General features: G+C 46.6%; 19 protein-coding genes and 1 tRNA gene. 5 read left to right on the top strand and 15 right to left on the bottom strand.

Annotated elements, in window-relative coordinates; genetic code table 11:
* Window positions 1-342: 342 nt before the first annotated feature.
* Both KW844_RS27075 and KW844_RS27070 read right to left on the bottom strand, forming a co-directional pair.
* Window positions 343-1,251, bottom strand: a complete 909-nt coding sequence (locus KW844_RS27075; protein ID WP_218379902.1) for a DUF5655 domain-containing protein — start codon at window positions 1,249-1,251, stop codon at window positions 343-345.
* Window positions 1,252-1,536: 285 nt separating this feature from the next.
* Window positions 1,537-1,621, bottom strand: a tRNA-Ser gene (locus tag KW844_RS27070).
* Window positions 1,622-1,815: 194 nt separating this feature from the next.
* Here KW844_RS27070 and KW844_RS27065 point away from each other — a divergent pair.
* Window positions 1,816-2,529 carry a phytanoyl-CoA dioxygenase family protein gene (locus KW844_RS27065; RefSeq protein ID WP_218379901.1) on the top strand — a complete coding sequence of 238 codons (714 nt, stop codon included), beginning with the start codon at window positions 1,816-1,818 and terminating at the stop codon, window positions 2,527-2,529.
* 42 nt (window positions 2,530-2,571) lie between these two features.
* On the opposite strand, the gene KW844_RS27060 is transcribed toward KW844_RS27065, so the two are convergent.
* Window positions 2,572-3,831, bottom strand: a complete 1,260-nt coding sequence (locus KW844_RS27060; protein WP_218379900.1) for a hypothetical protein — start codon at window positions 3,829-3,831, stop codon at window positions 2,572-2,574.
* Between the two features lie 120 nt (window positions 3,832-3,951).
* Here KW844_RS27060 and KW844_RS27055 point away from each other — a divergent pair, with 120 nt between their 5' ends.
* Both KW844_RS27055 and KW844_RS27050 read left to right on the top strand, forming a co-directional pair.
* On the top strand, window positions 3,952-5,064 hold the full coding sequence (locus tag KW844_RS27055; protein WP_218379899.1) for a hypothetical protein: 1,113 nt from the start codon (window positions 3,952-3,954) through the stop codon (window positions 5,062-5,064).
* A gap of 82 nt (window positions 5,065-5,146) precedes the next feature.
* Complete coding sequence (locus KW844_RS27050; protein WP_218379898.1) at window positions 5,147-5,704, top strand: AAA family ATPase; 558 nt, start codon at window positions 5,147-5,149, stop codon at window positions 5,702-5,704.
* On the opposite strand, the gene ligD is transcribed toward KW844_RS27050, so the two are convergent.
* From ligD to KW844_RS27035, 3 genes are read right to left on the bottom strand one after another with little or no spacing between them, the layout of a single operon-like run.
* Window positions 5,699-8,536: a DNA ligase D gene (ligD, locus tag KW844_RS27045; RefSeq protein ID WP_218379897.1), complete on the bottom strand. Its 2,838-nt coding sequence runs from the start codon at window positions 8,534-8,536 to the stop codon at window positions 5,699-5,701. The two genes, KW844_RS27050 and ligD, sit on opposite strands and share 6 nt — an antisense overlap.
* 43 nt (window positions 8,537-8,579) lie before the next feature.
* Window positions 8,580-10,109, bottom strand: coding sequence for an FAD-dependent oxidoreductase (locus KW844_RS27040; RefSeq protein WP_218379896.1), 1,530 nt, complete (start codon window positions 10,107-10,109; stop codon window positions 8,580-8,582).
* Window positions 10,110-10,120: 11 nt separating this feature from the next.
* Window positions 10,121-10,627 carry a CinA family protein gene (locus KW844_RS27035; protein WP_218379895.1) on the bottom strand — a complete coding sequence of 169 codons (507 nt, stop codon included), beginning with the start codon at window positions 10,625-10,627 and terminating at the stop codon, window positions 10,121-10,123.
* A 175-nt stretch (window positions 10,628-10,802) separates the two neighbouring features.
* Here KW844_RS27035 and KW844_RS27030 point away from each other — a divergent pair, with 175 nt between their 5' ends.
* Complete coding sequence (locus tag KW844_RS27030; protein ID WP_218379894.1) at window positions 10,803-11,495, top strand: HAD family hydrolase; 693 nt, start codon at window positions 10,803-10,805, stop codon at window positions 11,493-11,495.
* Window positions 11,496-11,588: 93 nt separating this feature from the next.
* On the opposite strand, the gene KW844_RS27025 is transcribed toward KW844_RS27030, so the two are convergent.
* Both KW844_RS27025 and mqo read right to left on the bottom strand, forming a co-directional pair.
* Window positions 11,589-12,443 (bottom strand): fumarylacetoacetate hydrolase family protein, encoded by an 855-nt coding sequence (locus KW844_RS27025; protein WP_218379893.1) that lies wholly within the window; start codon window positions 12,441-12,443, stop codon window positions 11,589-11,591.
* Window positions 12,444-13,955: a malate dehydrogenase (quinone) gene (gene mqo / locus KW844_RS27020; RefSeq protein ID WP_218379892.1), complete on the bottom strand. Its 1,512-nt coding sequence runs from the start codon at window positions 13,953-13,955 to the stop codon at window positions 12,444-12,446. It lies immediately after the preceding gene.
* 85 nt (window positions 13,956-14,040) lie between these two features.
* Between mqo and KW844_RS27015 the strand changes: the two genes are divergently transcribed.
* On the top strand, window positions 14,041-14,664 hold the full coding sequence (locus tag KW844_RS27015) for a hypothetical protein (protein WP_218379891.1): 624 nt from the start codon (window positions 14,041-14,043) through the stop codon (window positions 14,662-14,664).
* 100 nt (window positions 14,665-14,764) lie between these two features.
* On the opposite strand, the gene KW844_RS27010 is transcribed toward KW844_RS27015, so the two are convergent.
* The 7 genes from KW844_RS27010 to KW844_RS26980 form a co-directional block, all read right to left on the bottom strand.
* Window positions 14,765-15,256: a hypothetical protein gene (locus KW844_RS27010; protein WP_218379890.1), complete on the bottom strand. Its 492-nt coding sequence runs from the start codon at window positions 15,254-15,256 to the stop codon at window positions 14,765-14,767.
* 107 nt (window positions 15,257-15,363) lie between these two features.
* Complete coding sequence (locus KW844_RS27005; protein ID WP_218379889.1) at window positions 15,364-17,724, bottom strand: hypothetical protein; 2,361 nt, start codon at window positions 17,722-17,724, stop codon at window positions 15,364-15,366.
* 30 nt (window positions 17,725-17,754) lie between these two features.
* A complete protein-coding gene (locus tag KW844_RS27000) occupies window positions 17,755-19,326 on the bottom strand; it encodes a PKD domain-containing protein (RefSeq protein ID WP_218379888.1) in 1,572 nt (523 codons plus the stop codon).
* A gap of 18 nt (window positions 19,327-19,344) precedes the next feature.
* On the bottom strand, window positions 19,345-20,442 hold the full coding sequence (locus tag KW844_RS26995) for a hypothetical protein (RefSeq protein ID WP_218379887.1): 1,098 nt from the start codon (window positions 20,440-20,442) through the stop codon (window positions 19,345-19,347).
* On the bottom strand, window positions 20,435-21,265 hold the full coding sequence (locus tag KW844_RS26990) for a hypothetical protein (protein ID WP_218379886.1): 831 nt from the start codon (window positions 21,263-21,265) through the stop codon (window positions 20,435-20,437). Before KW844_RS26990 ends, KW844_RS26995 begins: the two co-directional genes overlap by 8 nt.
* A gap of 1 nt (window position 21,266) precedes the next feature.
* On the bottom strand, window positions 21,267-22,121 hold the full coding sequence (locus KW844_RS26985) for a hypothetical protein (protein ID WP_218379885.1): 855 nt from the start codon (window positions 22,119-22,121) through the stop codon (window positions 21,267-21,269).
* Window positions 22,122-22,123: 2 nt separating this feature from the next.
* Complete coding sequence (locus tag KW844_RS26980) at window positions 22,124-23,854, bottom strand: hypothetical protein (protein WP_218379884.1); 1,731 nt, start codon at window positions 23,852-23,854, stop codon at window positions 22,124-22,126.

Here is a 23,854-nt window from a genome sequence, read left to right as displayed (position 1 = left end):
ATCTTGATAATGTAGGGCAAACATGCATCTCAAGATAATAACTCTTGTATAAAGTGACAAGTATAGCAGGACTTAATACAATAAAAAAGCCGCCAAATCCAATGAATCGAAGGCTTCAGTATAATTTGGAAGGTGCTGAAATAAGTTTCGGACCGATTTGTTGCTGATTTTATTTAAATACAATTGTTTGTAAATTTTATTTAATGCGTTCCGATTATTGTAAACAAGAGAGGACTTTGTCAAAGTTAACAATATGACCTTTCCCTAAAAATGAACGGGAACGTATATCGACGGAAATAGGATAGAACATCTATTCTTCACTTTTTCAATTCTTGTCACATTTTATTTGATAGCTTGTTTTATCAGGCTCATAATATATTCTAAATGTGTAGTATCTCTTATGGTTATTTCATAGTCGCCATTGCCGTTATGACCTTTTAAGGTAGATACATCGCGCATGATATTAAGCGAATCATTTAATAGTCCCTTCCTGAAATTGATCCATAGTTTAAGAGAGTTTGCTTGCAGCTCAATATCTACGATATTGCTTTTGATCTTAAAAGCTATGTAGGTTTTTTTGGGCACTAGTTCAATATTATCTGATAAATTAAGGATAGCGTGTTTAAAGGCTTCATATAATTCCTTTACTTCATCAGATTTATTACTTGTGTGATCCTCTTCGGTATATACTTTGATCTCTTTGGTAACCTGTTGTAAAATTTCACTTTGTGTGGCAATTTGCCTGATACTTGGTGCTGCTGCTGATTTTTTAATGCTATCAATAATTACAGCACCATTTTCGTATCGTTTGATCTCCCATAATTCAATAGCAAGGTCTTTGAAATTTGTTGCCTGTTTTTGGTTATCTGTAAAAGAAGTAGATACAAATAGAACCCTGGTTTGGCTCCATTCCACATCATCGCGCTTTAGGCTTCGTTTCAGGTTCTCGTTATATTCAATAATAAAATCAGCTTTGTATTCCAGCATCAAATTCAGATATGAGACCCCTTGATCCACTACACTATGGCTTTTATCTCTTTTATACTCAATAATTACAAAAGCGTTTGTATCTGGATCAAAGGCCAAAGTATCTATACGTTTATTTCTTATAGTGCATTCGCTTTTCACCAATTGCAAACCCATGATGCTAGCAAGGTTGTCTTCAAATAGTACCTGAATTTCCTTTTCCAATCTAAAAGGATGTTCTTTAATAATTTGTAACAAGTTGCCTTGTTTTGAGTACAGTATCATGTTTCTAATTTAATGTTTTTTCTAACTAGGAAAACTCACCGAAAAATAATAAGCTATCCAGTAACTTTGAAGTACGCATAATATTTGCAATGAATGTTTCACACTACATGAGTGGAAAACGCAACTCAGATATGGGGAAAATTCAAATATCACTGCCACGCAAAAATGAGGCACTTCGAACCGGAAAAGTAAATGAAATATTCGGGCGCATCGCCCGCCTGTCGGGCAATTCGCCCGAAAACGAAGAAGGGACAAATCATACTGACGATGATTTGTCCCTTCTTGCGGAGAGTCAGGGATTCGAACCCCGGGACCTGTTACAGTCAACAGTTTTCAAGACTGCCGCAATCGACCGCTCTGCCAACTCTCCAGTGGACCACAAAAGTATAAAACCATTTGATTTTAAAAAATTTTAAGGCATTTTTTTAAAATATATTTTTGACGTATAATCAGGCGTACGCGCGGAATGCAGTTATCGGAGCAGCCAGGAGGCTTACTAAGTAACAATTTCAGCGGTACAACGATTCTCAAATCTGTTACAGTAAACATTATTATTTTCACAGTATGAACCAACATAATCAAACCCTTGAAGCCAACGGATTTGACATTATCAACGGCGTTTACGACCAACCTACCATCAGCAGCATCCTCAGAGCCATACACCAGGCCGACACCTCCAGGCCCACCTTCCGCCGGTCCACGGACCTCTTTGCCATACGCCGTTTCCTTCATGAGATCCCAGCAGTATTGCCGTTGCTTTTGAATGATAATATGCGTGAGCTGATCACCACCATCATGGGGCGGGAGTATTTTATTGTTAAAAGTATTTTCTTCGATAAGCCCGCCGGCTCCAACTGGTATGTCAGCTACCATCAGGATCTTACCATCTCGGTGGATAGCAAGCAAGACATTCCCGGATTCGGTCCCTGGACCGTAAAAACCAACCAGTTTGCCGTGCAGCCGCCACTGGCCTACCTCCAAAATATCGTCACCCTACGTATACACCTCGACGTTACCACTACAGAAAATGGTGCACTGCGCGTAATTCCCCGCTCACATAAAAAAGAAATCTTCCGCCCTGAAAATATCGACTGGGCCAATACTACTGAAACCAGCTGCGAAGTGCCTGCCGGCGGCGTGATGCTCATGAAACCACTGCTATTACACAGCTCCGGCAGAACCACCAACGAGCAGCAACGGCGCGTAATCCATATCGAATTAGCCAGTATGGAACTTCCACCCGCACTTAACTGGGCCGAAAAAATAGCCTTTCAGTAATTTAACCAGGTGCTGGTCATCAGAAACTCCGAAAAAATAGCCTTACAATAATTTAAACTGCCTCTCCCCCGTAGTAAACACCGCCTTCCGCAGCGCCGCAGGGCCTGCAAACCTATACTGCACGCCCACTATCGCCGATGGCATGTTTTGCGCCTTCAGCGTATAGGCCAGGCGTCCGTTGACATAAAAACTAAAGACACCACCGCCGGAAGTTATTTTTAAGTCCACCCACTGGCGGGGATCACAACCAAAACCAGATAAGTCTCCTACGATACTGCTTACTGACGCACCTCCTGCCACCAGCGATAAATCGCCAATGCACCCCTTCGCACTCAACGGCACAATAATCACATCGTTTTCACATAAAACGAGTACGTCTATACGCTGACAAGCGCCGCTTCCTTCGTTAAAGTCGCTCCGTAAGCTGGTTTCGAATGTGAAGTTATCACCCCGTAGCCCAGGCATCCGCTGTACATTATACATACGCACTGCCGGCAACTGCGGCTGCAATGAAATCTTATACTTTTCTAACAATCCCTTGCTAACGATAATCTGACTATCCTTTTCATACTCGGCCTTCTTAAAATATACCGGCACCTCCTCCTGCGCCTGTACTGCCAGCCAGCCATCGGAATTGATGATCAGGTCATGATAACGCACCTCATCATTACCTATTAATAACCTTGCCCTGAAGAATCCAGGGTAATAGTAGATGCTGGAATAAGCGCTGGTACGCTTGTCCACCGCCTTACGGCGACTAACATCCCAGGACTGCGCTATGAACACGGAATCATCACCGGCAGCATTGGCGTCATAATTAAACACCACTGAATTGGGCACCCCGGCCGTTAAAACTTTTGTGCTGCTAAACTGGTAGGCACTGCTATCCCTGCTGCCAGCCCTGCCGCCACCCGGCCTCCCAATCCAGGCGATCGTTACCAGTAAAACCGCCAGCAATCCCAAAGCCCACCAGCGCCATTGCAAATGCCTGACTGGCGCAGGTACGGGAACTTCAGCCGCTGGTGCTGCCTGCGACAAACGAAATCCCTGCCAGTCCGCAAAACCGATATACTGTGCCAGGGCATTCAACGTAGTGATCGCCGGCGCACTGTTATATTTCACCCTGCCAAATACCCGCTTCAAAGTGGTTACGCTCAGCAACACTCCCGTTTTTTCCTCTATGTCCACACTCAGCTTTTCATAGTCGTAATTGGTCCAGGTGATAAAATCACCACGGCCCAAGGTACTGCAAACAGCCAGCAGACAACTGTTTATATAATATGAATTATCTACGTTACTCATTGTAAATTAATAATATATACACTTGTACGGTTTTGCACAAACTTGTTTCGTATATGTTACTCCGTTAAGGTAAGTAATATTCAGTTTTGATGTAGTTCACAATTTTAAAAGCTGAATGACATGAAAAGGAGCAACTTCCTAATAACGGCATTACTACTGATTGCCAACTTCGCGAATGCACAAACCATCAAAGCAGGAATGTCCGCCGGCAACTGGGAATTCCAACCCGGGCAGGTAACATTTACCAACGAGCAAGGTACACCGGCGCTGCGATTACTCAACAGTGCGGCAAGGGCCACACTGAAGGGGGTAGACTTCCACAACGGCACCATTGCCTTCGATATCCTGCCTACTGACCCCGACTTTGCCTCCTGCTATTTCCGGGAGCAATCCATTGACAACAGGGAATGCTTCTATCTCCGTAACGGTTTCGCCGGTAACCCTGACGCCTACCAGGCTATCCAATACGCCCCCTTCCTTCATGGCGTAAACCTCTGGGACCTGCTCCCGGAATACCAAAATGCTGCCACCTACAACAGGGATCAGTGGAACCATGTGAAACTGCTGATCTCCCAAAAACAAATGCGTGTATACATTAACGATATGCACACCCCCACCCTGATTGTACCACACCTGGAAGGTAACACCACACACGGCGGTATCAGCTTCGAAGGACAGGCAACAATCCGTAACTTAACCATACTGCCAGGTGAAACTGAACATCTCCCTGATGAACCTGGTATAGACATTACTCAAAATGATGCCCGCTATTTAAGGAAATGGGAAACGTTGAAAACGCATAAACTTACCGGTAGCACCGACTTTGATCAATCCTGGTACCCCGACAGCACCGCCCAATGGGAGCCCATCACCGCCGAAAGAAAAGGGTTGATCAACCTCACCCGCAAAACAGGACTTAACCACACCCGCAAAATCACCTGGCTCAAAACCACCGTCACCGCAGATGCAGCCTGCCTTAAAACACTGCGGCTCGGCTTCAGCGACGACATCTGGGTGTTTGTAAACCAGCAACTCACTTATGTAGATAAGAATACTTACGGCCGCCCCATTGCAAAAGAGCCAAATGGCCGTATCAGTCTTGATAATGGCTCGGTAGTATTACCACTAAAAGCCGGCAGCAACGAAATCATGATTGCCCTGGCAAGCAATTTCTATGGCTGGGGATTAATAGCCCGGTTCGACGGAAACGAAGGCATACATCTGACACGATAAAAAAAAGCGGCACCGGGAACTATCCCGTTGCCGCTTAAAATTTGCGCCTCCCCGCATGCAGGAAATGCTGTAAATTGTATGCATGTATAGTAAAGAAAACTTTTTCGTGCTCACCGGCGGTCCCGGCGCTGGCAAAAGCACCTTGCTCGATGCGCTGGCACAGCGCGGGTACGACATCGTACCTGAAGCCGGACGTACCATTATCCAGCAACAGCAGAAACAAAAAGGAAACGCCCTGCCATGGGCAGATACAACCGCCTATTCCCGGCTTATGCTGGAAAAATCCATCGGGGATTATCATGAGTTTCTCACCAGTACCAATACCTGCTTTTTCGACAGAGGCATACCTGATGTACTAGGATATGTACAGTTGATTAATGGGCCTGAAATTCCGCTGTTCGAAAGTGCTGTAGCCGAATACCGCTACAATCCGGATGTATTTATTCTGCCTCCCTGGAAGGAAATTTATCAGCAGGACAAAGAAAGAAAACAGGATTTCGAAACGGCTGTAGCCACCTACCAGCAGATGGTGGAAACATATAGCGCCAACGGCTACACGCTGATTGAAGTGCCGCATGATGTACCCACTGCCAGGGCCACCTTTGTGCTGAACCACTTGTATACCCTGCGGACTTTATAACAACGATTGTAATTTATTCAGCACCTGATTCAAATTTATTCCCTTACCCAGTACACCTTTCAGCAGATCTCCCTTTTTCGCCAACCGCTCCGGCATGGAATAGATATTGAAATCCTTCATATTCAGCCCCTTCTTCACCTCACTCCAGCTAAGTGGCGCAGATACAGTAGCGCCGGGCTTCGGGCGCAGTGAATAGGCACAGGCCATAGTTTGTATCTGACGGTTCTGCAAAAAATCCAGGTAAATAAGCCCCTTGCGCTTTGCCGGCGTACGAACAACGCTGGTAGTTTCGGGCAATCGTTTATTCACAATGCCCACCACCAACTCGGCCAGCATGCGCGACTGATCAAAAGTATATTTCGCGCCCAGCGGAATCAGGATATGTATGCCCGTTGATCCCGACGTTTTCACATAAGAATCAGCCCCAATCGCATCCAGCACCTCCTTTACCACCAACGCCGTTTCTACCACCTGGCTAAACGGATTTTTATCCGGGTCCAAATCAATCAGGCAATAATCCGGGTTATCAGGCTTCTTAATAGTACTGTGCCAGGGATTCAGTTCAATACAGCCCAGGTTGGCCATGTACAGCAAAGTGGCCTTGTCTTTACACACCAGAAAAGCCTTTGTTTCGCCATCGGATTCACTGGTATACGGGAAAGTCGAAATCCAGTCAGCTACCTTATCTTCTACATTTTTCTGGTAAAAGTTAAAGCCATTGATACCCTCCGGGAAACGGTTGAGCGACTGTGGCCGGTCTTTTAAATACGGAAAGATATAGTCCGCCACAGCTGCATAATAATTAATCATATCCCGTTTGGTAATCTTTTCCAGCGGCCAGTAATATTTATCGAGGTTGGTAAATTTCAGCAAATGCCCATTCATTTTCACTTCTACTTCATTCTCATCAGCCGGTAAAAATCCGGTACCGCTATCCTTTTTTTTATTTCGGGGAGATGTAGTAGCTTTCTTTGCAGCAGCGCTTTTTTTAGGAGCGGTGGCCGCTTTTTTGGGCGCGGCTTTTTTAGCGGCCGCTTTTTTGGGTGCTTTTGTAGTAGTTGCCATCTTTGTTGTTTTTTCAGATACGGGTGTTGCTACAACTTTTTCATTTTTTTCATTGGCCCCTTTCTTATCCTCTCTCAGTCCGAGAAATATAGGCTGCCGCAGGATACCTTCCTGCGTTACTTCCGCGTACTTCACCATACACACAAGTTCCGGCTTGAGCCAGGTCACCGGCATATTGGTTTTAGGTACCGGATTAAAAGGACTTTTATCAGTTTTCAGCGGTTGAAACTTTGCATACAGCTCCTTCAGCAATTGTTCGTTGAATCCACCACCTGTATGTCCGATGTAGTGGAGTTTTTTACCGACATATCGTCCCAAAACCACGGCGCCAAAGTATTTCCGGCTTTTACGTCCCTCCGTATAGCCGCAGATGATAGCTTCCATCTGCTGGTTATTTTTAATCTTCAGCCAGCTTTCCGCCCGGCGGCCGGTGGAATAAGGGCTGTCGGCCGCTTTAGCCATAATCCCCTCCAATCCTCTTGCTACAGCGGCTTTAAAGAAGGCAGTTCCTTCTCCTGTTATATGATTACTGTACAATAATACCGGATTGTCCTGCGGCAAAATTCTTTCCAGCAGCTGTTTGCGTTCCAGCAGCGGCAGCTGACGCAGGTCGCGCCCATCATACCATAGCAGGTCGAAAATATAGTACACTATATGCGCGCTTCTGCCAGTTTTCAGGAAGTTTTGCAGCGCCTGGAAATCTGGGTCGCCTTTATCGTTGAGTGCTACAATTTCTCCGTCAACAACCGCTTTTGTGTTCCACTTCTTCAATGCCTCCACGATGGTGGTGAATTTGGCGTTGAAGCTGATCTGGTTACGCGACAGGATATCCACCTTCGATTTATTCAAATATCCTACTGCACGGTAGCCATCCCATTTGATTTCGTATATCCAGTCGGGTTTGTCGAACGGGCCTTTGGTAAGTGTGGCCAGCATGGGCTGTACCTCTTTGGGCATGGGTGCTTTTTTGCCGACGGTTGTAACGGGTGCTGTAGTTTTTTTTCCGGGAGATTTTAATGCCGCTTCCTTTACAAGCGTAGTAGTTTTTTTCCCGGGAGACTTTACCAAAGCTGCTTCCGCAGTTGCAGCGGCCTTTTTGCGGACCGCCTTTGCAGGTGCAGCTACTGTTGATTTCCGTGTATTCGTTGCCGTCACCTTTACTGAACGGTTGCTTTTCCATTCCCTTTCCGGTGCGGCAGCTACCTGTTCTATTGTTTTGGAAGATATTACCGATTTGTTTTTCTTAGTAACATCAGTTGTGGTAGCATACTTATCGTTAAGTTTCATGAGCAGCCAGGCATTTTCACCGCGGCCGGAGGCTTTTACGAGTGCGAACTCCCCTTTCAGTTTTTTACCTTTTAGTATAAACTTAATTTTTCCGCTGAATAACTGATGCAGGAGTTGCTTTTCCGGGGATTTTTTCGACTTTTTATCCTCTTCCGCCGGCAGGTATTCCCCTTCGTCCCAAACGATGACGGTCCCGGCTCCGTAGTTCCCTTTCGGAATTATGCCTTCAAAATCTTTATAGTCAAATGGATGATCCTCCACCATCATGGCGAGGCGCTTCACCTCCGGGTCCATGGACGGGCCTTTAGGCACCGCCCAGCTTTTGAGGACTCCTTCCATTTCCAGGCGGAAGTCGTAGTGCAGGTGCGATGCCGCGTGCTTTTGCACCACGAACTGCAGGACCTTCCCCTTACTTTTACCGCCGGTAGGTTCTGGTGTGGTATTAAATGTTCGTTTTTGCCTGTACTTCGCTAAACTCATACGTAGGCGTTTACTCTTATAAAACAATTAAGGGCATAATAGTTCACTTCACGGTAGCAGCCACATGCAAAGGCTCCAGGGCCATGGTGGCCGGGCAGTTGAGCACCTGGCCATCCGGATTGTAACGGGCGCCATGGCATGGGCAATCCCAGGACTTTTCGCCGCTGTTCCAGCTTACATCACATTTCAGGTGTGTACATACCGGGCTTACGGAGTGAAGTTCTCCTCCTTCATCTTTATAAACGGCCATTTTCCCGGACTCGTATTTGATCACCCGCCCTTCTCCAGGCGCAAGATCCGCTAGCAGGTGGAGTGAGGCGGCAGGTAATAGTTTATTTACATACTGCATGGCTACATCTGCATTGTGGGAAATGAAATTGCTGAATCCTGCTATTGGCTTCAGGCGGTTTGGGTCGAAGATCATTTCCAGCTCATTGAGCACGCCGAGGAGCATATCTCGCAGGAGCAAAGCCGCGATAGTGCCGTAAATCATACCATTACCACTAAAGCCGGTGGCCACGTACACATCCTCTTCTTCCCCAGGTAACTGACCTATATACGGCAACCCGTCCACCGGTTCGTAGAACTGGGATGACCAGCGATGTGTGACCTCTAAAACGTTGAAATGCTTATTCACCCAGGCTTCTAGCTGCCGGAAGCAGAGGTTCGTATTTTCATGGTGCCCGGTTTTATGATCTTCACCGCCTACGATCAGGTACTGCTCACCATCTACTTCCTGGCTACGGATGTAATGAAACGGCTCTTCCATGTCGTAATACAGGTCCTGCGGGTAATCGTTTTGTGCGAGTCGCGCCGCCACAGCATAGCTCCTGTAAGATATACAACGCAGGTGTAGCAGGTTGATACCTGGGGGAATATGTGTGGCCAGCACCAGCTTTCGGCCGGCGAAGGTGTGTTCACCAGCGGTTACTTCCACTTTCCCTTTATGTTCAATGTTAGTAACTCTTGTATTTTCCAGGATCACACCACCGATGTTTTCGAATTCCTTTGCCAGCTCGTAGAGGTATGGCAGTGGTGAAAACATGGCCTGTCCTTTCACCTGAATGGCAGAGGTACAGCGTAAAGGCAGTGGTAATGTAGCTACGCGACCTACATCCAGCCCTGCGTTGGTAGCGGCAGTAGCCTGACTGGCCAAGGCATCATCCTGCTCTTTATTCTGGGCATACTGGTAGGCATCGGCTGTCTTAAAGCCGCAGTCGATGGCATATTCCTGCGCCATCTTTTCAATAAAACCAATGACATTGGCACTGGCAACGGCAACGGCCCGGGCTACCTGCTCCCCGAAATTCTTCCCGATGGTTTCGTAGGAAACATCCAGCAATGTATTGAGATGTGCCGTGGTACCGCCGGTGGTGCCATAGCCCAGGTTAGCGGCTTCGAGAAGGAGGCATTTAAACCCGGCTTCCTGCAGCAGGAAAGCGGTGGTAACGCCTGTGATACCACCTCCAACTATTATTACATCGTACACATGCGCCTGGAGTGTGCTGCCCAGCGGGAACGCAGATATATGTTGCTGCCATAAACTGATAGTGTATCCATCTCTGTTAATCATACCAGCAGTTTTTATAATGAAACAATACTTCCTGACTGCAAAGTTGCCTGGAAATGAGTAAGTATTTCGTTACAGAAAAAATAACGTACTGCCAGTGGCTCCTCTGATGCAGCCGGTATTTTCCCTGCGGTTATTTCCTTTTTATTTTTGGCAATGGAATAGAAAGCATACAATTGTGTAACCCCTGCTTCCGGCATAGGCGAGGCATACCCGGTAATGCCAATTCCCCAATCTGATGAAAACAGGGTACAACAATTTTCCGCCATGGTGGTAGCTGTGTATGCCGACACACAGTTGCACCGTTCGCCATGTATTGGGTCCAGCAACAGATGCCTCGCCTTCTGACCCAGGTTATAAGCAGTAATGCCTCCCTGAAAAAATGCGGTAGCGTTAAATGCCGAAGAAAAAGCTACCTGTAACATGCCGGCAGTCACGCTTTCTGCTACGGCCAGCGTTTGATCAGCGGCTACCAGCCTGTCCCGTATCCGGTTAACAATGGTTTCGTCTATCGCTTTCATATAACTTTTTTATTCTAACACTGTGCCACGAATAGCACAATAATTAGCCTGTCTTTTTAAACAACAGTTTTGGATATGAAAACACAGATAGATCAAATGGCAAAACCCAATAATAGCTGGCTGCTGTAGGAAGTCGCCCGATTGATTTACCTTTGGGGCAGACGAATCAGAAAACATGAAAGATAAGTTAAAGATCATAGCCTTCGATGCCGACGACACGCTATGGGTGAACGAACCATACTTCCGTGAAAACGAATTAAAGTTTGCCGAAATGATGGCTGGCTATATGTCACAGGATGAAATTCTGCAAATTATGTTTCAGACGGAAATGAAGAATCTGAAACTATATGGATACGGTGTGAAAGGATTTATGTTGAGCATGATTGAAGCCGCCAACCTGATCACCGGCGGAAAAGCCGATGCCACTATCATTAATAAAATCATTGCGCTCGGACAGGATCAGCTCCAAAAACCAGTGGAATTACTGGATGGTGTAGAAGAAGTGTTGCAGCACCTCCAGGGAAAATATCAGCTGGTAGTAGCCACCAAAGGGGATTTGCTGGACCAGCAGCGCAAAGTAAGAACTTCGGGGTTACAGAATTACTTCCATCATGTGGAAGTGATGAGCGACAAAAAAGCGGCGGATTATTCCAGCATGTTGAAGAGGCTGAGTTGCACACCTTCTTCGTTTCTGATGCTGGGAAACAGTATGAAATCCGACGTACTGCCGGTGCTCGAGCTGGATGGTTATGCTTCGCATATCCCTTATCATATCACCTGGGCGCATGAACAGCATGATGAGGAGCCTCAGCATCCCAATTATATTAAATTGTCTAATATCCGGGAGATATTAGGGCACCTGGATTAATGCTTTCAATTTTTAGGTAGGGGTTATGATTGCTTGCTTTCGGCGGGTAATCATCACCTATGAGGAAGGGGCCAAGGCCCCTTCCTCATGGTTTTACCCTCCGTAGGAGCGCAGCAGTTGTTTACCTGTACCTAGTCCGTCGATCCCATATTCGATGATATCACCAGGGCGCAGAAACCGTGGTGGCATCTGCCCGATACCGCTGCCTGCAGGCGAGCCGGTGGAAATAATATCGCCGGGGAAAAGTCCGAAGAATTCGCTGGTATAGGCGGTAAGTTCCGGCACTTTCCATATCAGATCTGCCGTGGTTCCTTTTTGCATGTATTCCCCGTTTAACTTCAGCCAAACCTTCAGGTTTCCCGGATCAGGGATTTCATCTTTCGTAACAAAATAAGGACCCAGGGGAGCAAACGTATTACAACCTTTGCCTTTGTCCCACGTACCTCCGCGTTTTTTCATGTAAGCGCGTTCGCTGATATCATTATGGAGAATATAACCGGCCACGTAGTCCATGGCGGCTGGCTTTTCGATATTGGTACCGGTTTTACCGATCACGATGCCCAGCTCTGTTTCCCAATCTGTTTCCACACTGTTTTTGGGGATAGTCACCCCATCATAAGGACCATTGAGCGCACTCATAGCTTTGAGAAACAGAATCGGCTCTGATTCCCCCACAAATCCGGTTTCACGAATATGATCTTTGTAGTTGAGGCCTACGCAAACTATTTTGCCGGGATTGGCCAGTGGAATACCTGTGCGGGCCAGGTCCGGAACTGCTGGCAGCTTGGCTCCTTCCTGTTCCAGAAACCGGGCCAGTCGATCCAGGCCACCGTTGCCTAAAAAATCATTCGTATAGTCTTCACCGAGAGCGGATACGTCGTATCGTTTGTTGTGCAATAGTATTCCTGGCTTTTCTTCACCGGGATTACCCCATCGTAATAACTTCATCTATTTGTTTTTGATTTCAGGCTGGCGCCAGTCTAATTTAAGACTTTTACTGGTCCAGTTCCTGGTTTTATTGATGAGTGCGGGATTGCCTTCCAATGGCATGCCGTAGGTAGGGATGAGTTGTTGCAAGGTATCCCTCCATTCGTCCGTTACTTTATCGGGAAAGCAGGCTTCGAGTAGTTCCAGCATGATGGGCACGGCGGTGGAGGCGCCAGGGGAAGCGCCGAGCAGGGCTGCAATCGTACCATCTTTACTGGTAACGGTTTCCGTGCCGAAGCGCAGTTCTCCTCCCCCTTTGGGGTTGTTATAGATCACCTGCACCCGCTGCCCTGCTTCCTGCAGGGTCCAGTCTTCCGCCTTTGCTTCCGGATAAAATACTTTCAGTGCATCTATGCGATCTTCGAACGATAGCGTGAGTTGCTGCAGCAGGTATTTTTCCAGGTCAAAATTTTCCAGGCCCACTTTCATCAGCGGCAGGATATTCCAGTATTTAATGGATTCAAACAGGTCCCAGAAGGAGCCCTCTTTGAGGAATTTGGTGGAAAAGGTGGCAAAAGGACCAAAAAGGATTGCTTTTTCACCATCGATAATACGGGTATCCAGGTGGGGCACACTCATGGGAGGTGCACCAACGGAGGCCTGGCCGTAGACTTTTGCGTGATGGCGGTTTACTACTTCCGGATTCCGGCAAACGAGCCATTCACCGCCAACAGGGAAACCGCCGTATAGGCGGGACTCAGGAATGGCACTGTCCTGCAGCAGCTCGAGGGCACCGCCACCGGCGCCAACGAATACAAAATCGGCAGTAACGGTGTGGGTGGCCTTTCCGCGGCGATTCTTTATCCTCAGCTCCCAGCGGCCATCGGTGAGTTGTTTCAGGTCTTTTATTTCATGTTCGAGATGCAATTTTACGCCCGGTTGCTTTTCCAATTGATGAATAAGTGTACGGGTGAGCGTGCCGTAATTCACATCTGTACCTAACTCCATGTAAGTAGCGGCAGCTTTTTCTGCGAGGCTGCGACCTTCCATCACCAGAGGTATCCACGCTTTCAGCTGCTGCGGGTCTTCGGAATATTCCATTCCCTGGTACAACTGGTATTGCTGCAGTGCTTCGAAGCGTTTACGCAGGTAGTCCACATCTTTTTCGCCATGTACGAAGCTCATATGCGGCACGCTGCGGATAAACGACGCGGGGTCTTTTATACTGCCGGCATCTGCCAATGATGCCCAGAATTGCTTGGTCACTTCAAATTGCTCGATGATATGCAGGGCTTTCTCTGTTTCGATACTTCCATCCTCCCGCTCCGGTGTGTAGTTCAGTTCACATAGGGCGGAATGTCCGGTGCCGGCGTTGTTCCAGGCATCAGAACTTTCGGCAGCCACCCTGTCGAGCCGCTCGTAGATGTGTACAGACCAGTCCGGGGCGAGCTGTTTCAGTAAAGTACCCAGTGTAGCACTCATAATACCTGCGCCAATCAATAACACGTCCGTATGTAACTGTTGCTTTTGCATATTGGATCGATTTGTGAAGTACACTTATATAAATGAACTTTTGTTAAAAAAGTTTATGAACTTTAAGAGATATAAACATTTTTTTATGAAAAGGTATTGGATACTGATCATGGCAGGCATAGCTTCTGCCTGTAATCAACCTTCTCAGCAGTCGGACAGGCAGGCCGACACCCTACACCCTGCTGCGGTAGAAACCATCCCCGTTCCGGATCCCACTACACTGATCATGCCAGGAAAGCGCATAGGCATCACTGTTATACAGGCTAATGCTGACTCATTGATAAAGATAATCGGGAAACCTGACTTTTCTGATGCTGCCATGGGCACTTATCTCAACACCTGGTATGCCAGGCATACTGATGGCATTTATCAGACCAGTATTTTCAGTCAGCGAAATATGGGAGGTCCGGTTGAGGCTATCACACATGTAAAATCGGTGTACGTCACCTCACCTGCATTCCGCACCAGCAATGGCTTAGGGCCGGGCACACCAATGGCCACTATCCAAAACCTGTACACACTCCGCAACACCGGCACTTTTGTTAAAGATAAAGATAGCCTGCAAGTATATGAGGACTTAGCATCCGGCATCAGCTTCGAAGCTGGTAAAGACGGCGTTTGCAAAGGAGTGCTGGTGTATGCACCGCAGGACAGTGGTGCAGCGCGGCGGAGTGTGCATAGTGACTGGATGTTTGTAGCGGGGAAGTGAGTGAAGCCACCAGTGAATTCAGCGGATTGACAGCTTCTGCTTTCCACCTGATTTGGCTTATGATTAAGCGAAAGCTATTTACGTGGGAATACGCAGCAATTTATAGCACGGCCCTACGTGTTTTCGCAACGGGCACACGGGTATGCACTCCCTTTACATTTACGGTAATGAAGGTATCAAATGGCTGATAAGCCGCAACAATGCCTGTTTGCACGTGTCCGTCTTCCTGCTCGAATTGCACTTCTGTGCCTTTATAGTAATAAAAAAGGAGATCCAGGTATTCCAGTTCCGCCTTCATATCAGCATTTTTGTAGGTAAACAGCGGATAGGAGGATTTCTGAAACACGCGATTGCAGATATCTGTTTTGATATACGGATCGGTGAAGAGGTTGGGCAGATTATTTCTTTCTGCAATTTTCAGGATCGTGTTTTCCTTACCTTCTTTGACACGACCCCAATACTTCTTGTCTTTTTCACCTGGATAGATTTTCTGTCGGATATCCGCTTGTAACCATTCTACCTGGAGCACCACAAAAAAATCGTAGATAGACAACTCACGGGTCTTTTCACACTTAAGCGTTAATGTTTCCATAATCTGGATATAGGGTTTGGATGAGGAATTCGGGGTTAAAACAACAATTAATATTTCTTAGTAAAGGAGTCATTTAATCTTGTGTGATTAAATGACTCTTTCCGATTTTAGAACATCTTTTTAAAATAATAGAGAGCGTAATACGGTGGCATGTTTTCGTGTGGCTCGTTATTACCAACTTTCGCCATGGCATTACTAACACCACCATTTTCATCACCATCCCATGGAGGGGTGGTACTTCTGCCATTTTGCATCATGGTACCGGTACCACTAGTATCCCTACTGCCAGAGGCATTCAGACCATGGCGGTGCTTGGGCATTTGGCCAAGGGTAAGTGTAACCGTTGCAGCACCACCGGTTTTGCCCAGCTGGTAGCTATTGCCGGCACCTACAATAAACCGGTCTCTCAGATCTGGCGTGCCTTCCCGGCCATCGCAAAGGTGATAGCCGAAATAACCTTTTACCTTACCCCATCCATTTGCATCAAAGAGGTCGGCGATGACACCGTCAGTAGCTGCAATGAGAAAGGGATGTTGCAGTTCATAGTTGGCGGACAGGCACCAGTCATTACCGGAATAAACGCAGTTGAACACGATACCACCGTCATGGTTGAGCATATGCCATACATCAGCGGTGGTGATTTTTTTCAGTACGTCGGGGTTGCCACCGGCATAGTTGCGGACGATATAAATATTCTTTCCACTCAAACCCAGTGCTGTACAATCGAAGTGAATTGTAAAGCGGTTTCCTTCCACTGCACCCTCATCACTCAGGCTGATGTACAGATCATCGTTGAGGGTAACATTGCCTGTTACATACTGGTATACTTTTTCCTTTCCTACCTGTAACTGCATAATCTGGGTATTGGTAAAGGCACCGATGACATTGACGCCATTCACATCTCCCTTATCCATTTTACCCACAAAGTGACTATAGGAATAGGCGGCGGACCTGACAGGAATGAAACCTCTGGATTCATTGGAGGTATAGGTTTGAAACACCCGACTGTCCGTGGGTTTCAGTAAACCACCATTTGAAAATGATGCTTCCGAAAGAAATCCATGAGTAAGATCAGAAGGTAGAGGCCTGTAAGGTGTGTAGCCTTTGCGCGACTGATAACGATAAGTGATCAGGTAATTACATACCGGGTCTTTATAGGCATCCACTTCGCAAATGCCATATAGGGTATTCACCGGGAAACTATATTCGGCCTCCACATTTCCCATGTTATCAGTAGGATCGGGTGCACATTTGATGATTACCTGATCACAATCGGGCACTACCAGCATGTATTCGCCTGTAATAAATGTTTCACCACCATCATCGGAAACATCGTTGATATCCAGTACATCAAGCTGCAGGTTGATCGCAAGACCTTGTTTCACCGAGGAAATGACCCTGCGATAGTTGCCGTTTGGAAAGTATACCCGCCAGCCATTAAAATCACCATTGGTAAAGTCTTCCGTAGATTTATAAATACCACCGGTGGCACCACCTAACAAGGTGAGGATATTAAAGGAAGCATCCACTGACCAGTTTTGGGTCCGCATACCCCAGGCGACCTGGATGAGGTTTTTATTAGCCGGTGTTGATGGATGTTGCCACTTAACAGACTCCACGCCAATTAGGGGGTTTTCATTAGGGTCTATTTCAACAGCGTTGTAGCCGGCCTGTGTCATCCAGTATTCCAGTCGCTTATCCTGGATAATGACGTTACCCCCTTCTGCTTTTACGCGGGCGATAAAAAATTCGCGTCCTACGTTGTAGACGCCAGGAATCACGTTATTTTGCAGCTCCCTTTCGAGGGAATAAGTACCGCCATCATATTGGAATGGAAATTTGTTAGCATTCGGTATGGCAGCACCTGGTGTAAAGGTACCAACCACGCGGTATTTCAGGTGTTCTTCCACTACAAACTCTGCGATACCGGTAGTAGTGGTAGCCGGATGTGCAACTTTCGCATGTTGATCATCGATCACTTCCAGCACATCATATTCCTGTTTATTATACCTGGAGCCTGGGAACGAAATTCTTGAAGGAAAGTTAGGCAAACCGCGCAGCGTAGTAGTAAATTTTGTTCCTACACCTACCAGATCACCATTTATAGCGAGACTAACCTCTCCCTGTTCTTCATGTACCGGCAAATAGCGTAACTTCACCCAATACCATTCACCATCTGCTGGTACAGGTATACCATTAGTTTCAGGCAGGTAGATAAAGTTACCATCCGCATCAATGCCCCTGGCTTCCCTGATCTTTATTGTTTTCTGGCCAACGGTTGTGTCCAGGTCCCTTTCTACTTTTGCATTCCCGAAATCCGGATCAAGACGTTCGTTTTTGATGAGGCCGAAAGACATTGAATTTTCCAGGATATTTTTTCGAAATCCCTGCTGGTCCATAAACTCAGCAAACCGGTTCAGTTCAATGGCTTCTAAAAATAAGTCAGGGCAAAATTTAAATCTTGACATTTACGAGCTTATAAAAATTTAACGATCTGTTTAACTTATCACTTTATAACCTACGCCTGGCAAAAGCTCATAGGTAATATCCGTATCACTTAGCAACTGCTTTTCCGGGTCCAGGCTCAGGTCATAAACGGCTTCGCCTCTGTCTCTTGTCAGCAGGATACTATCCGTGTTCGTCACCTGGGTATAGGTATCCAGCACACGTGTACCGGCGGTTACTGCATCAGTAGTGGTAATACGATAGTTGAGTAATACATTGGCTGTTGCCGGCTGGGTGAGTGCTGCATCCTGGTAGAAACGTACGTTTACATTCGCGCTGCGCACTATCTTTTTACCAAATGGCAAAAGCGCCTGTTCTGTAATGGTATTGTTGGTGATGGTAAGTTTAGCATAGATCAGCGTTACCGGTTCGTCGCCACAGCTGCCGCTGGATAAGGTAACCGCCACTCCTTCTGCCCCATCACCGATGGTCACATCATGGAATATATACAAGCCTTCTCCCTGATATGGCTGGCACACGGCTTTCTGCTGGTAATCTGCTTTTACGGAGCCGGCAGTACCTGCAATGGTCACATACATATCGTAGGTACCTTTTGGCGGCGTTTTTAACAACGCACCATCTGTGCTACCTAACGGGGTATCCAGCAGGGTAATCATATCGCCGTCGCCGTTAGGGCGCAATTCGATTTGCGTGATAAATGCTTGTTGCGCCAGGGAATCCACATATGCCAGCAGTGTACCATTGGTAGTTGCCTCTCTGGCATCTACCATAATGCTTACTTCATCCTGCCCGATGGCACCACGATTATCCGTAACGGTTAGTCTGAATTTATACAGGCCTGCTACCAGTCCGGTGATGATAGGCTGAGCTACATTAGCATCACTCAGTTGAAACGCTACCGGACCTACAATTTTATCCCAGTGCCAGGAAACAATATAGCCGTCCCCATCGGTGCCGCTACCTTGCAGCTGTACGGCCGGCTCATCTTCCACAAAAACAGATACATCTGCGCCTGCGTTGGCAACTGGCGGTATATTTTCGACAGAAGGGATGGTGGTATCTGCCAAAATAAACTCCAGGAGATTTACGCCACCGGAAGTTGTACGTGGCAGTAGTATATGATCCCATACTTTACCAGTGTTGATATCGACAGTGGTGGTGATCAGATCCTGTACGCCATCAACAGTGGTATACCGGATGATGAGGTTCAGCGATAATTTTTTAGAGAAGTTACTGCTGACAAGATTGATTTTCCACCATTCTGCCACGTGCTTTTGGGGCTGTGCCAGCAGATCAAGTGTTTGTCCGGGCAGCACCAGGCATTTATCATTGTAAATGGCAGGAGTGCTGCTGCTTTTGTCCCAAGGGGCTATTTCCACATGGGAAAAACTGATAAACTGACTGCCGGTGTAAGCAATGCGCACTTGTAGTTTATTACTGCTTATGGTGGCCAGGGGAGGAACCGGGCAATTTTCCGGATCATATTTCGGAGGCACATAATCAGGATCGGCTGGATCATTTCTTTTCTTCCTGCCGGTAGCCTGGCCGGTGCCGAGGTTAAATTCCTCCAGCATACTATATTTTATCATCCCGGTATTTTCCATACTCATCTGTTTTCATGATTAATTAATAGGGCAGGTAACGGTATCGGTTGCTGGTGGGAAGTATGGCCCTTCGCCTTCCCCCTGGATATTAGGTTCTACATAACCATCATCTACTCCACGGAGTGTACGTTTACGGTTGCGATACACGATTTTCCCGGAATTATGCTGCTTCACAGGGTCCGCCAGGATTTGTCGGCATACAGGACTGCCGTTATTATAGTCCAGGGCATAACCAGCCGGACAGGAATAACCACCTTCACCAGTTTGAAAATTTTGTCCGCGAAAGTTAACCGAAGACCAAACAACGTTCATTTCTGCACCTGTAAGCGTATAAAAATCGCTGGCTGTATTCCGGTAGATTTCCGCAGCAAATAGCATAGGTGTTGATACGCCGTTATAACCTTCCATCTGCACCAGATTCTTCCCTGCTCTTAGTTGCACTTCAAATATTCGCCACTCCCTGTATAATGTGGAACTGGAGTAACTTACCACGGTTTGATTAGTTCCATCTGCGTTAGTGAGAAATATACGTGCAGCAGCCCCTGCACTGATTCCTACAAAAACAGTTTCATCTGCCGGCACATCAAGAGTGGCAACAAAACCCATCCATTTACCCGTCACCACATCCGCATTTCCATCGTTATTGTTATCCACCCAAAGGCCGCATCTGTTCATAGGACCGTCAGTTGCTGTTGCATTGACATTGGTCCAGAAATTATCCATATATCCTATATAGCTGGCAGAACCTCCGCCTGTAGGGGTATATGTACCCAGGCTGTACAGATATGCATAGTTACTCCAGAATTGGTCATTAGATACACCCACGGTCTTGTAAGGAGTGGCTGGTGCTACTGCTGTTGCAGTACCTGTTTTATTACAATGTTTTTCATCTGCAGATAATGTATATCCGGGAGCACAGTAAAAGGAAGCAGCTTCACAATAGCCATCTATAGGTACCCAAACGTATGGCAACGGGCATGCTTCGTAATTCCATGTGGGTGGCACGTAATCCGCGTCAGCAGGATCATTTGGCTTACGAAGTCCGGTAGGCAAACCAGTATTGGCATCAATTTGCTCCAACCACTGGAATACCAATTTTCCTGTATTATCAAGCATCGTTAAACTTTTTTAAGAAATTTTTACTGCAATCTTTTACCGCATTGATATACCTCGACACCGACAATTCTTCCGGCACATGGTATCGTTGCATTACCTCAAATGGTTCTATGTGCTGGAACCTGGTTTTGTCAAATATTCTCGCGTCCAGGTGATGATATAGTTTAACAGGGCGCCTTATACCTTTACCATATTCAAAGTCCAGTTCAGCAGGCAATATTGTCTTAAAACCTTTATCCCATATATTCCAGATCCAGGCACGCATCTCACAAATCCACCTGTCGTATTTCGGATCAACGTGCCTGCACATGTACTCAAACAGCTTAATACTATCCTCTTCCACTTTATACCAGAAGTCGGCATCTACACCGGTACCTATTGCGTGAAAACCGCCTGGTTTATCAGGCCTGGGCTGCATACCAATCACCTGTTCATACTTTCCTGATTCAATGAACTTACTGGCATCGCTCCAATACCAGGTATCCGCTTTGAGTGGCACTTCCGGCAATGCATGAATCAACATATCCTGCTCTGCAAAAAAGAAGTATTCATGTTTGTTTTCAGGATACATTTCCCAGAACCTACCGTACAGGTGTGGCTTACAGGATGGCTTGTAAAATCGCTTCCTGTTATCTTCAAAATAGTGGCAGGTCGCAAACCGTTCAAACTTGCGGAGTTCGTCAGAAGGCTTTTTATCTACCTGCGTTAACAACACAATATTTTCCTTAGGTATATCCAGGTGTTCAATAGCCGAAAAGAAGACTTTCAACTGCCACCGGAACATAATAGTATCCGCTTGTGTCAGAAGTAATTTATACTGCATATTATTTCTTTGAGATTCGAATAAAGAAGTCACCACCAAATTCTGCCGAAAAGTTTCTGTTGATAGTAGCACCAGCTTCGATTGTTTCTGCATTCACAACAGGCAGTGGTCTCCATTCGCCATCGGGATCATCCGGGTCAATCGGCACCCAATCGCCGTCATACGTGGTTATTTCCATCAGCAGCGGATAGTCGTTGCTGTTAGTACCGTTAAAGTCCGGAGCGGGGTGATAATAGTCAACATCATAGGAACCGAAAGTATTAGTACTGTCCAGCACTACAATATTGCCATCATTGCCTGTAAAGGAGAAGCTGGCAGTGCCTATATCTGTTCCTATCTGAAAGGCTACGGCGCTTGCCTGCGAATAATATCCCCTGTCGGAGGAAACTACATTGATGAGTATATTACCCGTGAGCTCAAAAAACCTGATGTTCTGCCCAATATTCCCCGCAGAGGCAAGTTCTGATAGCTTACCATTTTTAAATACAAAAAAGTCGTAGGTAATGGTATCACCGGTGTACCTCCACTTAGTACCTATGCGCTCTCCCTGGAATGAAATGTAATGGTTCTCTCCCGGCTCCGCGAAGGAAGTACTTTCAGTTGCCTGAAGCGTACCCATATTGGCACCTGTGATTACCTCATAGGTAACAGGGCCGGCCTGCTCCCTGGAGGTATAGTTATTAATAACAAACTGTGTATCCTGTATGGGCGTAAAAGGGCACGCGACTCCATCCACTACTGGTTCCACATAATCCGGATCACCCGGCACATTCGGTTTCAAGACCCCGGTAGGGAGCCCTGTGGTAGCTGAATACTGTACCAGCAGGGCAAAATGTTTCTTTCCTGTATTTGCCATAATTATAATGTTGGGGGGTTAGGGGTTGCGTCACCAAAATTCTCACAGTAGGCCGTGGCCATCTCCCCGGTCCAGATAAGATCCTTCACCTCACAACTGGGGCTTACGGGCCTCCAGGCCGTCGTTTCACAATACGGAGCTTCCGGCAGCCAGTAGAACGACTCCGGCACTTCCTCGATTTCATTGTACCCGGCGTCACCTACATCAGTCAAAGCCATCCAGGAATTATATGGAATGAGGTAATGCCTGATATAACTGGTGACCTGGTCAATAGCAAAGGAGTGATTACGGTTGCGCATCCAGATACTGATAAAGTTGTTTACCTGAACCAGCCCCCTGGAGTAGTTAGTTTGCATAGGCAGTATCCGCAATCCCCAAATATTTGCCGTACCGGCTACTTCTAATACAGGAATCACATAGGTAGTATCCTGGTGGAAGATGAGATCGTTGCCTTGCTTAATTTCTGTCGTATCATGCGCAAAGGGTTTCCTGTTACGGTTGTAGATGAAAAGCTTCACTACCAGGTATTGATCATCCCTTACCAGCTGCACCGACTCAAAAAAGTAGTTTTTGTCAGTACCATCTTTATAGGAGCGCGCATTCAATGCATTACCGTCCTTGTCAAAAGAATGGAAACCTACCGATAACCGGCTGCCAGCATCCATTTTCACGAGAAAGGAAAATTCATAGTCCAGGCGGGGATCTACTTTGATCCTAAAATCCGGATTACTGCTTTTCAAACCTCCATCTGTGATCTTCATCACTGACTTATCACCATCCATAGCTACCCTCACATCTCCATACACAGGATATTTATTAAGAGCTTTAACATCAAAATGGGTTTCATAATTTTTATTGATGTTATCGTTCAGGTACAGACCTTTGTATAATGGAGAGGCATTCCCCAGGTTCCATCCGAAATGTTCGGGTTTATAGAGATTAAACAGCAGTTCATCCTCCTGCCTGTAATTGATTAACCGCAGTAATTCCCCATCGATGGTGGCTCCCAGCTCTTTTTTATCGTATATATGTTTGGTACCGCGATAGGATATCTGATGATAGAAATGCTCCATCAGCTCCGTCATTTCAGGGAGGGTACTATTATCCGATACTGCGAGTCCGCGCTGGGAAACAAAATCTGACAACAGGAAATCCGTTTCATAGAAGTGCTGGAATTTCCGGGCATAGATTACCATGAAGGAGACGAAATGTGCCACCGTTTCCCAGAAAGCGATAAAATCTTCATTTCCGTTAACCTCATTTTCGCGATGCAGGTAGTTGGGAATAATACCTTTTGCATGGAGCTTTTGTAAAACATTCACGTACCAGGAGATCACCTCCGGATCATAGGCACCAAAGTACCTGGCGAACACCGAATTGCTGAATGCCGGTGTTTGTGGCAGCGGAGCTGTTCCTGCAGCCTCCAGCGAGGCATCGGTTACCTCCGGCTTTACATCGGCATCACTCAATTTACGGTCATACTTCATCTCAAAGTATACCACTTCATCACCAGGAAATTGCAAGGCCGTAAGCTGATCTATCGTCAGTTGCTTCCATTCCGTATAGTCAACACCGTTAACCGAATAACGAAAATACTTTTCGAAGTAGTTATTACCGTCTTCTCCGGTAGTGACATCCGCAAAAGAGGATATACCCAGGATAGCCACTGCCGGCGAACAGGTGAGGATAATGCTATTGCCTTCCTCCCTGAATATTGCTGCTTGAATAGCCAT

The organism is Chitinophaga sp. sic0106 (genome assembly GCF_019219075.1).
Lineage (GTDB): Bacteria > Bacteroidota > Bacteroidia > Chitinophagales > Chitinophagaceae > Chitinophaga.
This window is presented reverse-complemented; position numbering and strand designations above follow the sequence as displayed.

Bases quoted from the DNA above. Each gene is read 5' to 3' on its own strand.
- KW844_RS27075 (WP_218379902.1), bottom strand. From the start codon at position 1,251: ATGATACTGTACTCAAAACAAGGCAACTTGTTACAAATTATTAAAGAA.
- KW844_RS27065 (WP_218379901.1), top strand. From the start codon at position 1,816: ATGAACCAACATAATCAAACCCTTGAAGCCAACGGATTTGACATTATC.
- KW844_RS27060 (WP_218379900.1), bottom strand. From the start codon at position 3,831: ATGAGTAACGTAGATAATTCATATTATATAAACAGTTGTCTGCTGGCT.
- KW844_RS27055 (WP_218379899.1), top strand. From the start codon at position 3,952: ATGAAAAGGAGCAACTTCCTAATAACGGCATTACTACTGATTGCCAAC.
- KW844_RS27050 (WP_218379898.1), top strand. From the start codon at position 5,147: ATGTATAGTAAAGAAAACTTTTTCGTGCTCACCGGCGGTCCCGGCGCT.
- ligD (WP_218379897.1), bottom strand. From the start codon at position 8,536: ATGAGTTTAGCGAAGTACAGGCAAAAACGAACATTTAATACCACACCA.
- KW844_RS27040 (WP_218379896.1), bottom strand. From the start codon at position 10,109: ATGATTAACAGAGATGGATACACTATCAGTTTATGGCAGCAACATATA.
- KW844_RS27035 (WP_218379895.1), bottom strand. From the start codon at position 10,627: ATGAAAGCGATAGACGAAACCATTGTTAACCGGATACGGGACAGGCTG.
- KW844_RS27030 (WP_218379894.1), top strand. From the start codon at position 10,803: ATGAAAGATAAGTTAAAGATCATAGCCTTCGATGCCGACGACACGCTA.
- KW844_RS27025 (WP_218379893.1), bottom strand. From the start codon at position 12,443: ATGAAGTTATTACGATGGGGTAATCCCGGTGAAGAAAAGCCAGGAATA.
- mqo (WP_218379892.1), bottom strand. From the start codon at position 13,955: ATGCAAAAGCAACAGTTACATACGGACGTGTTATTGATTGGCGCAGGT.
- KW844_RS27015 (WP_218379891.1), top strand. From the start codon at position 14,041: ATGAAAAGGTATTGGATACTGATCATGGCAGGCATAGCTTCTGCCTGT.
- KW844_RS27010 (WP_218379890.1), bottom strand. From the start codon at position 15,256: ATGGAAACATTAACGCTTAAGTGTGAAAAGACCCGTGAGTTGTCTATC.
- KW844_RS27005 (WP_218379889.1), bottom strand. From the start codon at position 17,724: ATGTCAAGATTTAAATTTTGCCCTGACTTATTTTTAGAAGCCATTGAA.
- KW844_RS27000 (WP_218379888.1), bottom strand. From the start codon at position 19,326: ATGGAAAATACCGGGATGATAAAATATAGTATGCTGGAGGAATTTAAC.
- KW844_RS26995 (WP_218379887.1), bottom strand. From the start codon at position 20,442: ATGCTTGATAATACAGGAAAATTGGTATTCCAGTGGTTGGAGCAAATT.
- KW844_RS26990 (WP_218379886.1), bottom strand. From the start codon at position 21,265: ATGCAGTATAAATTACTTCTGACACAAGCGGATACTATTATGTTCCGG.
- KW844_RS26985 (WP_218379885.1), bottom strand. From the start codon at position 22,121: ATGGCAAATACAGGAAAGAAACATTTTGCCCTGCTGGTACAGTATTCA.
- KW844_RS26980 (WP_218379884.1), bottom strand. From the start codon at position 23,854: ATGGCTATTCAAGCAGCAATATTCAGGGAGGAAGGCAATAGCATTATC.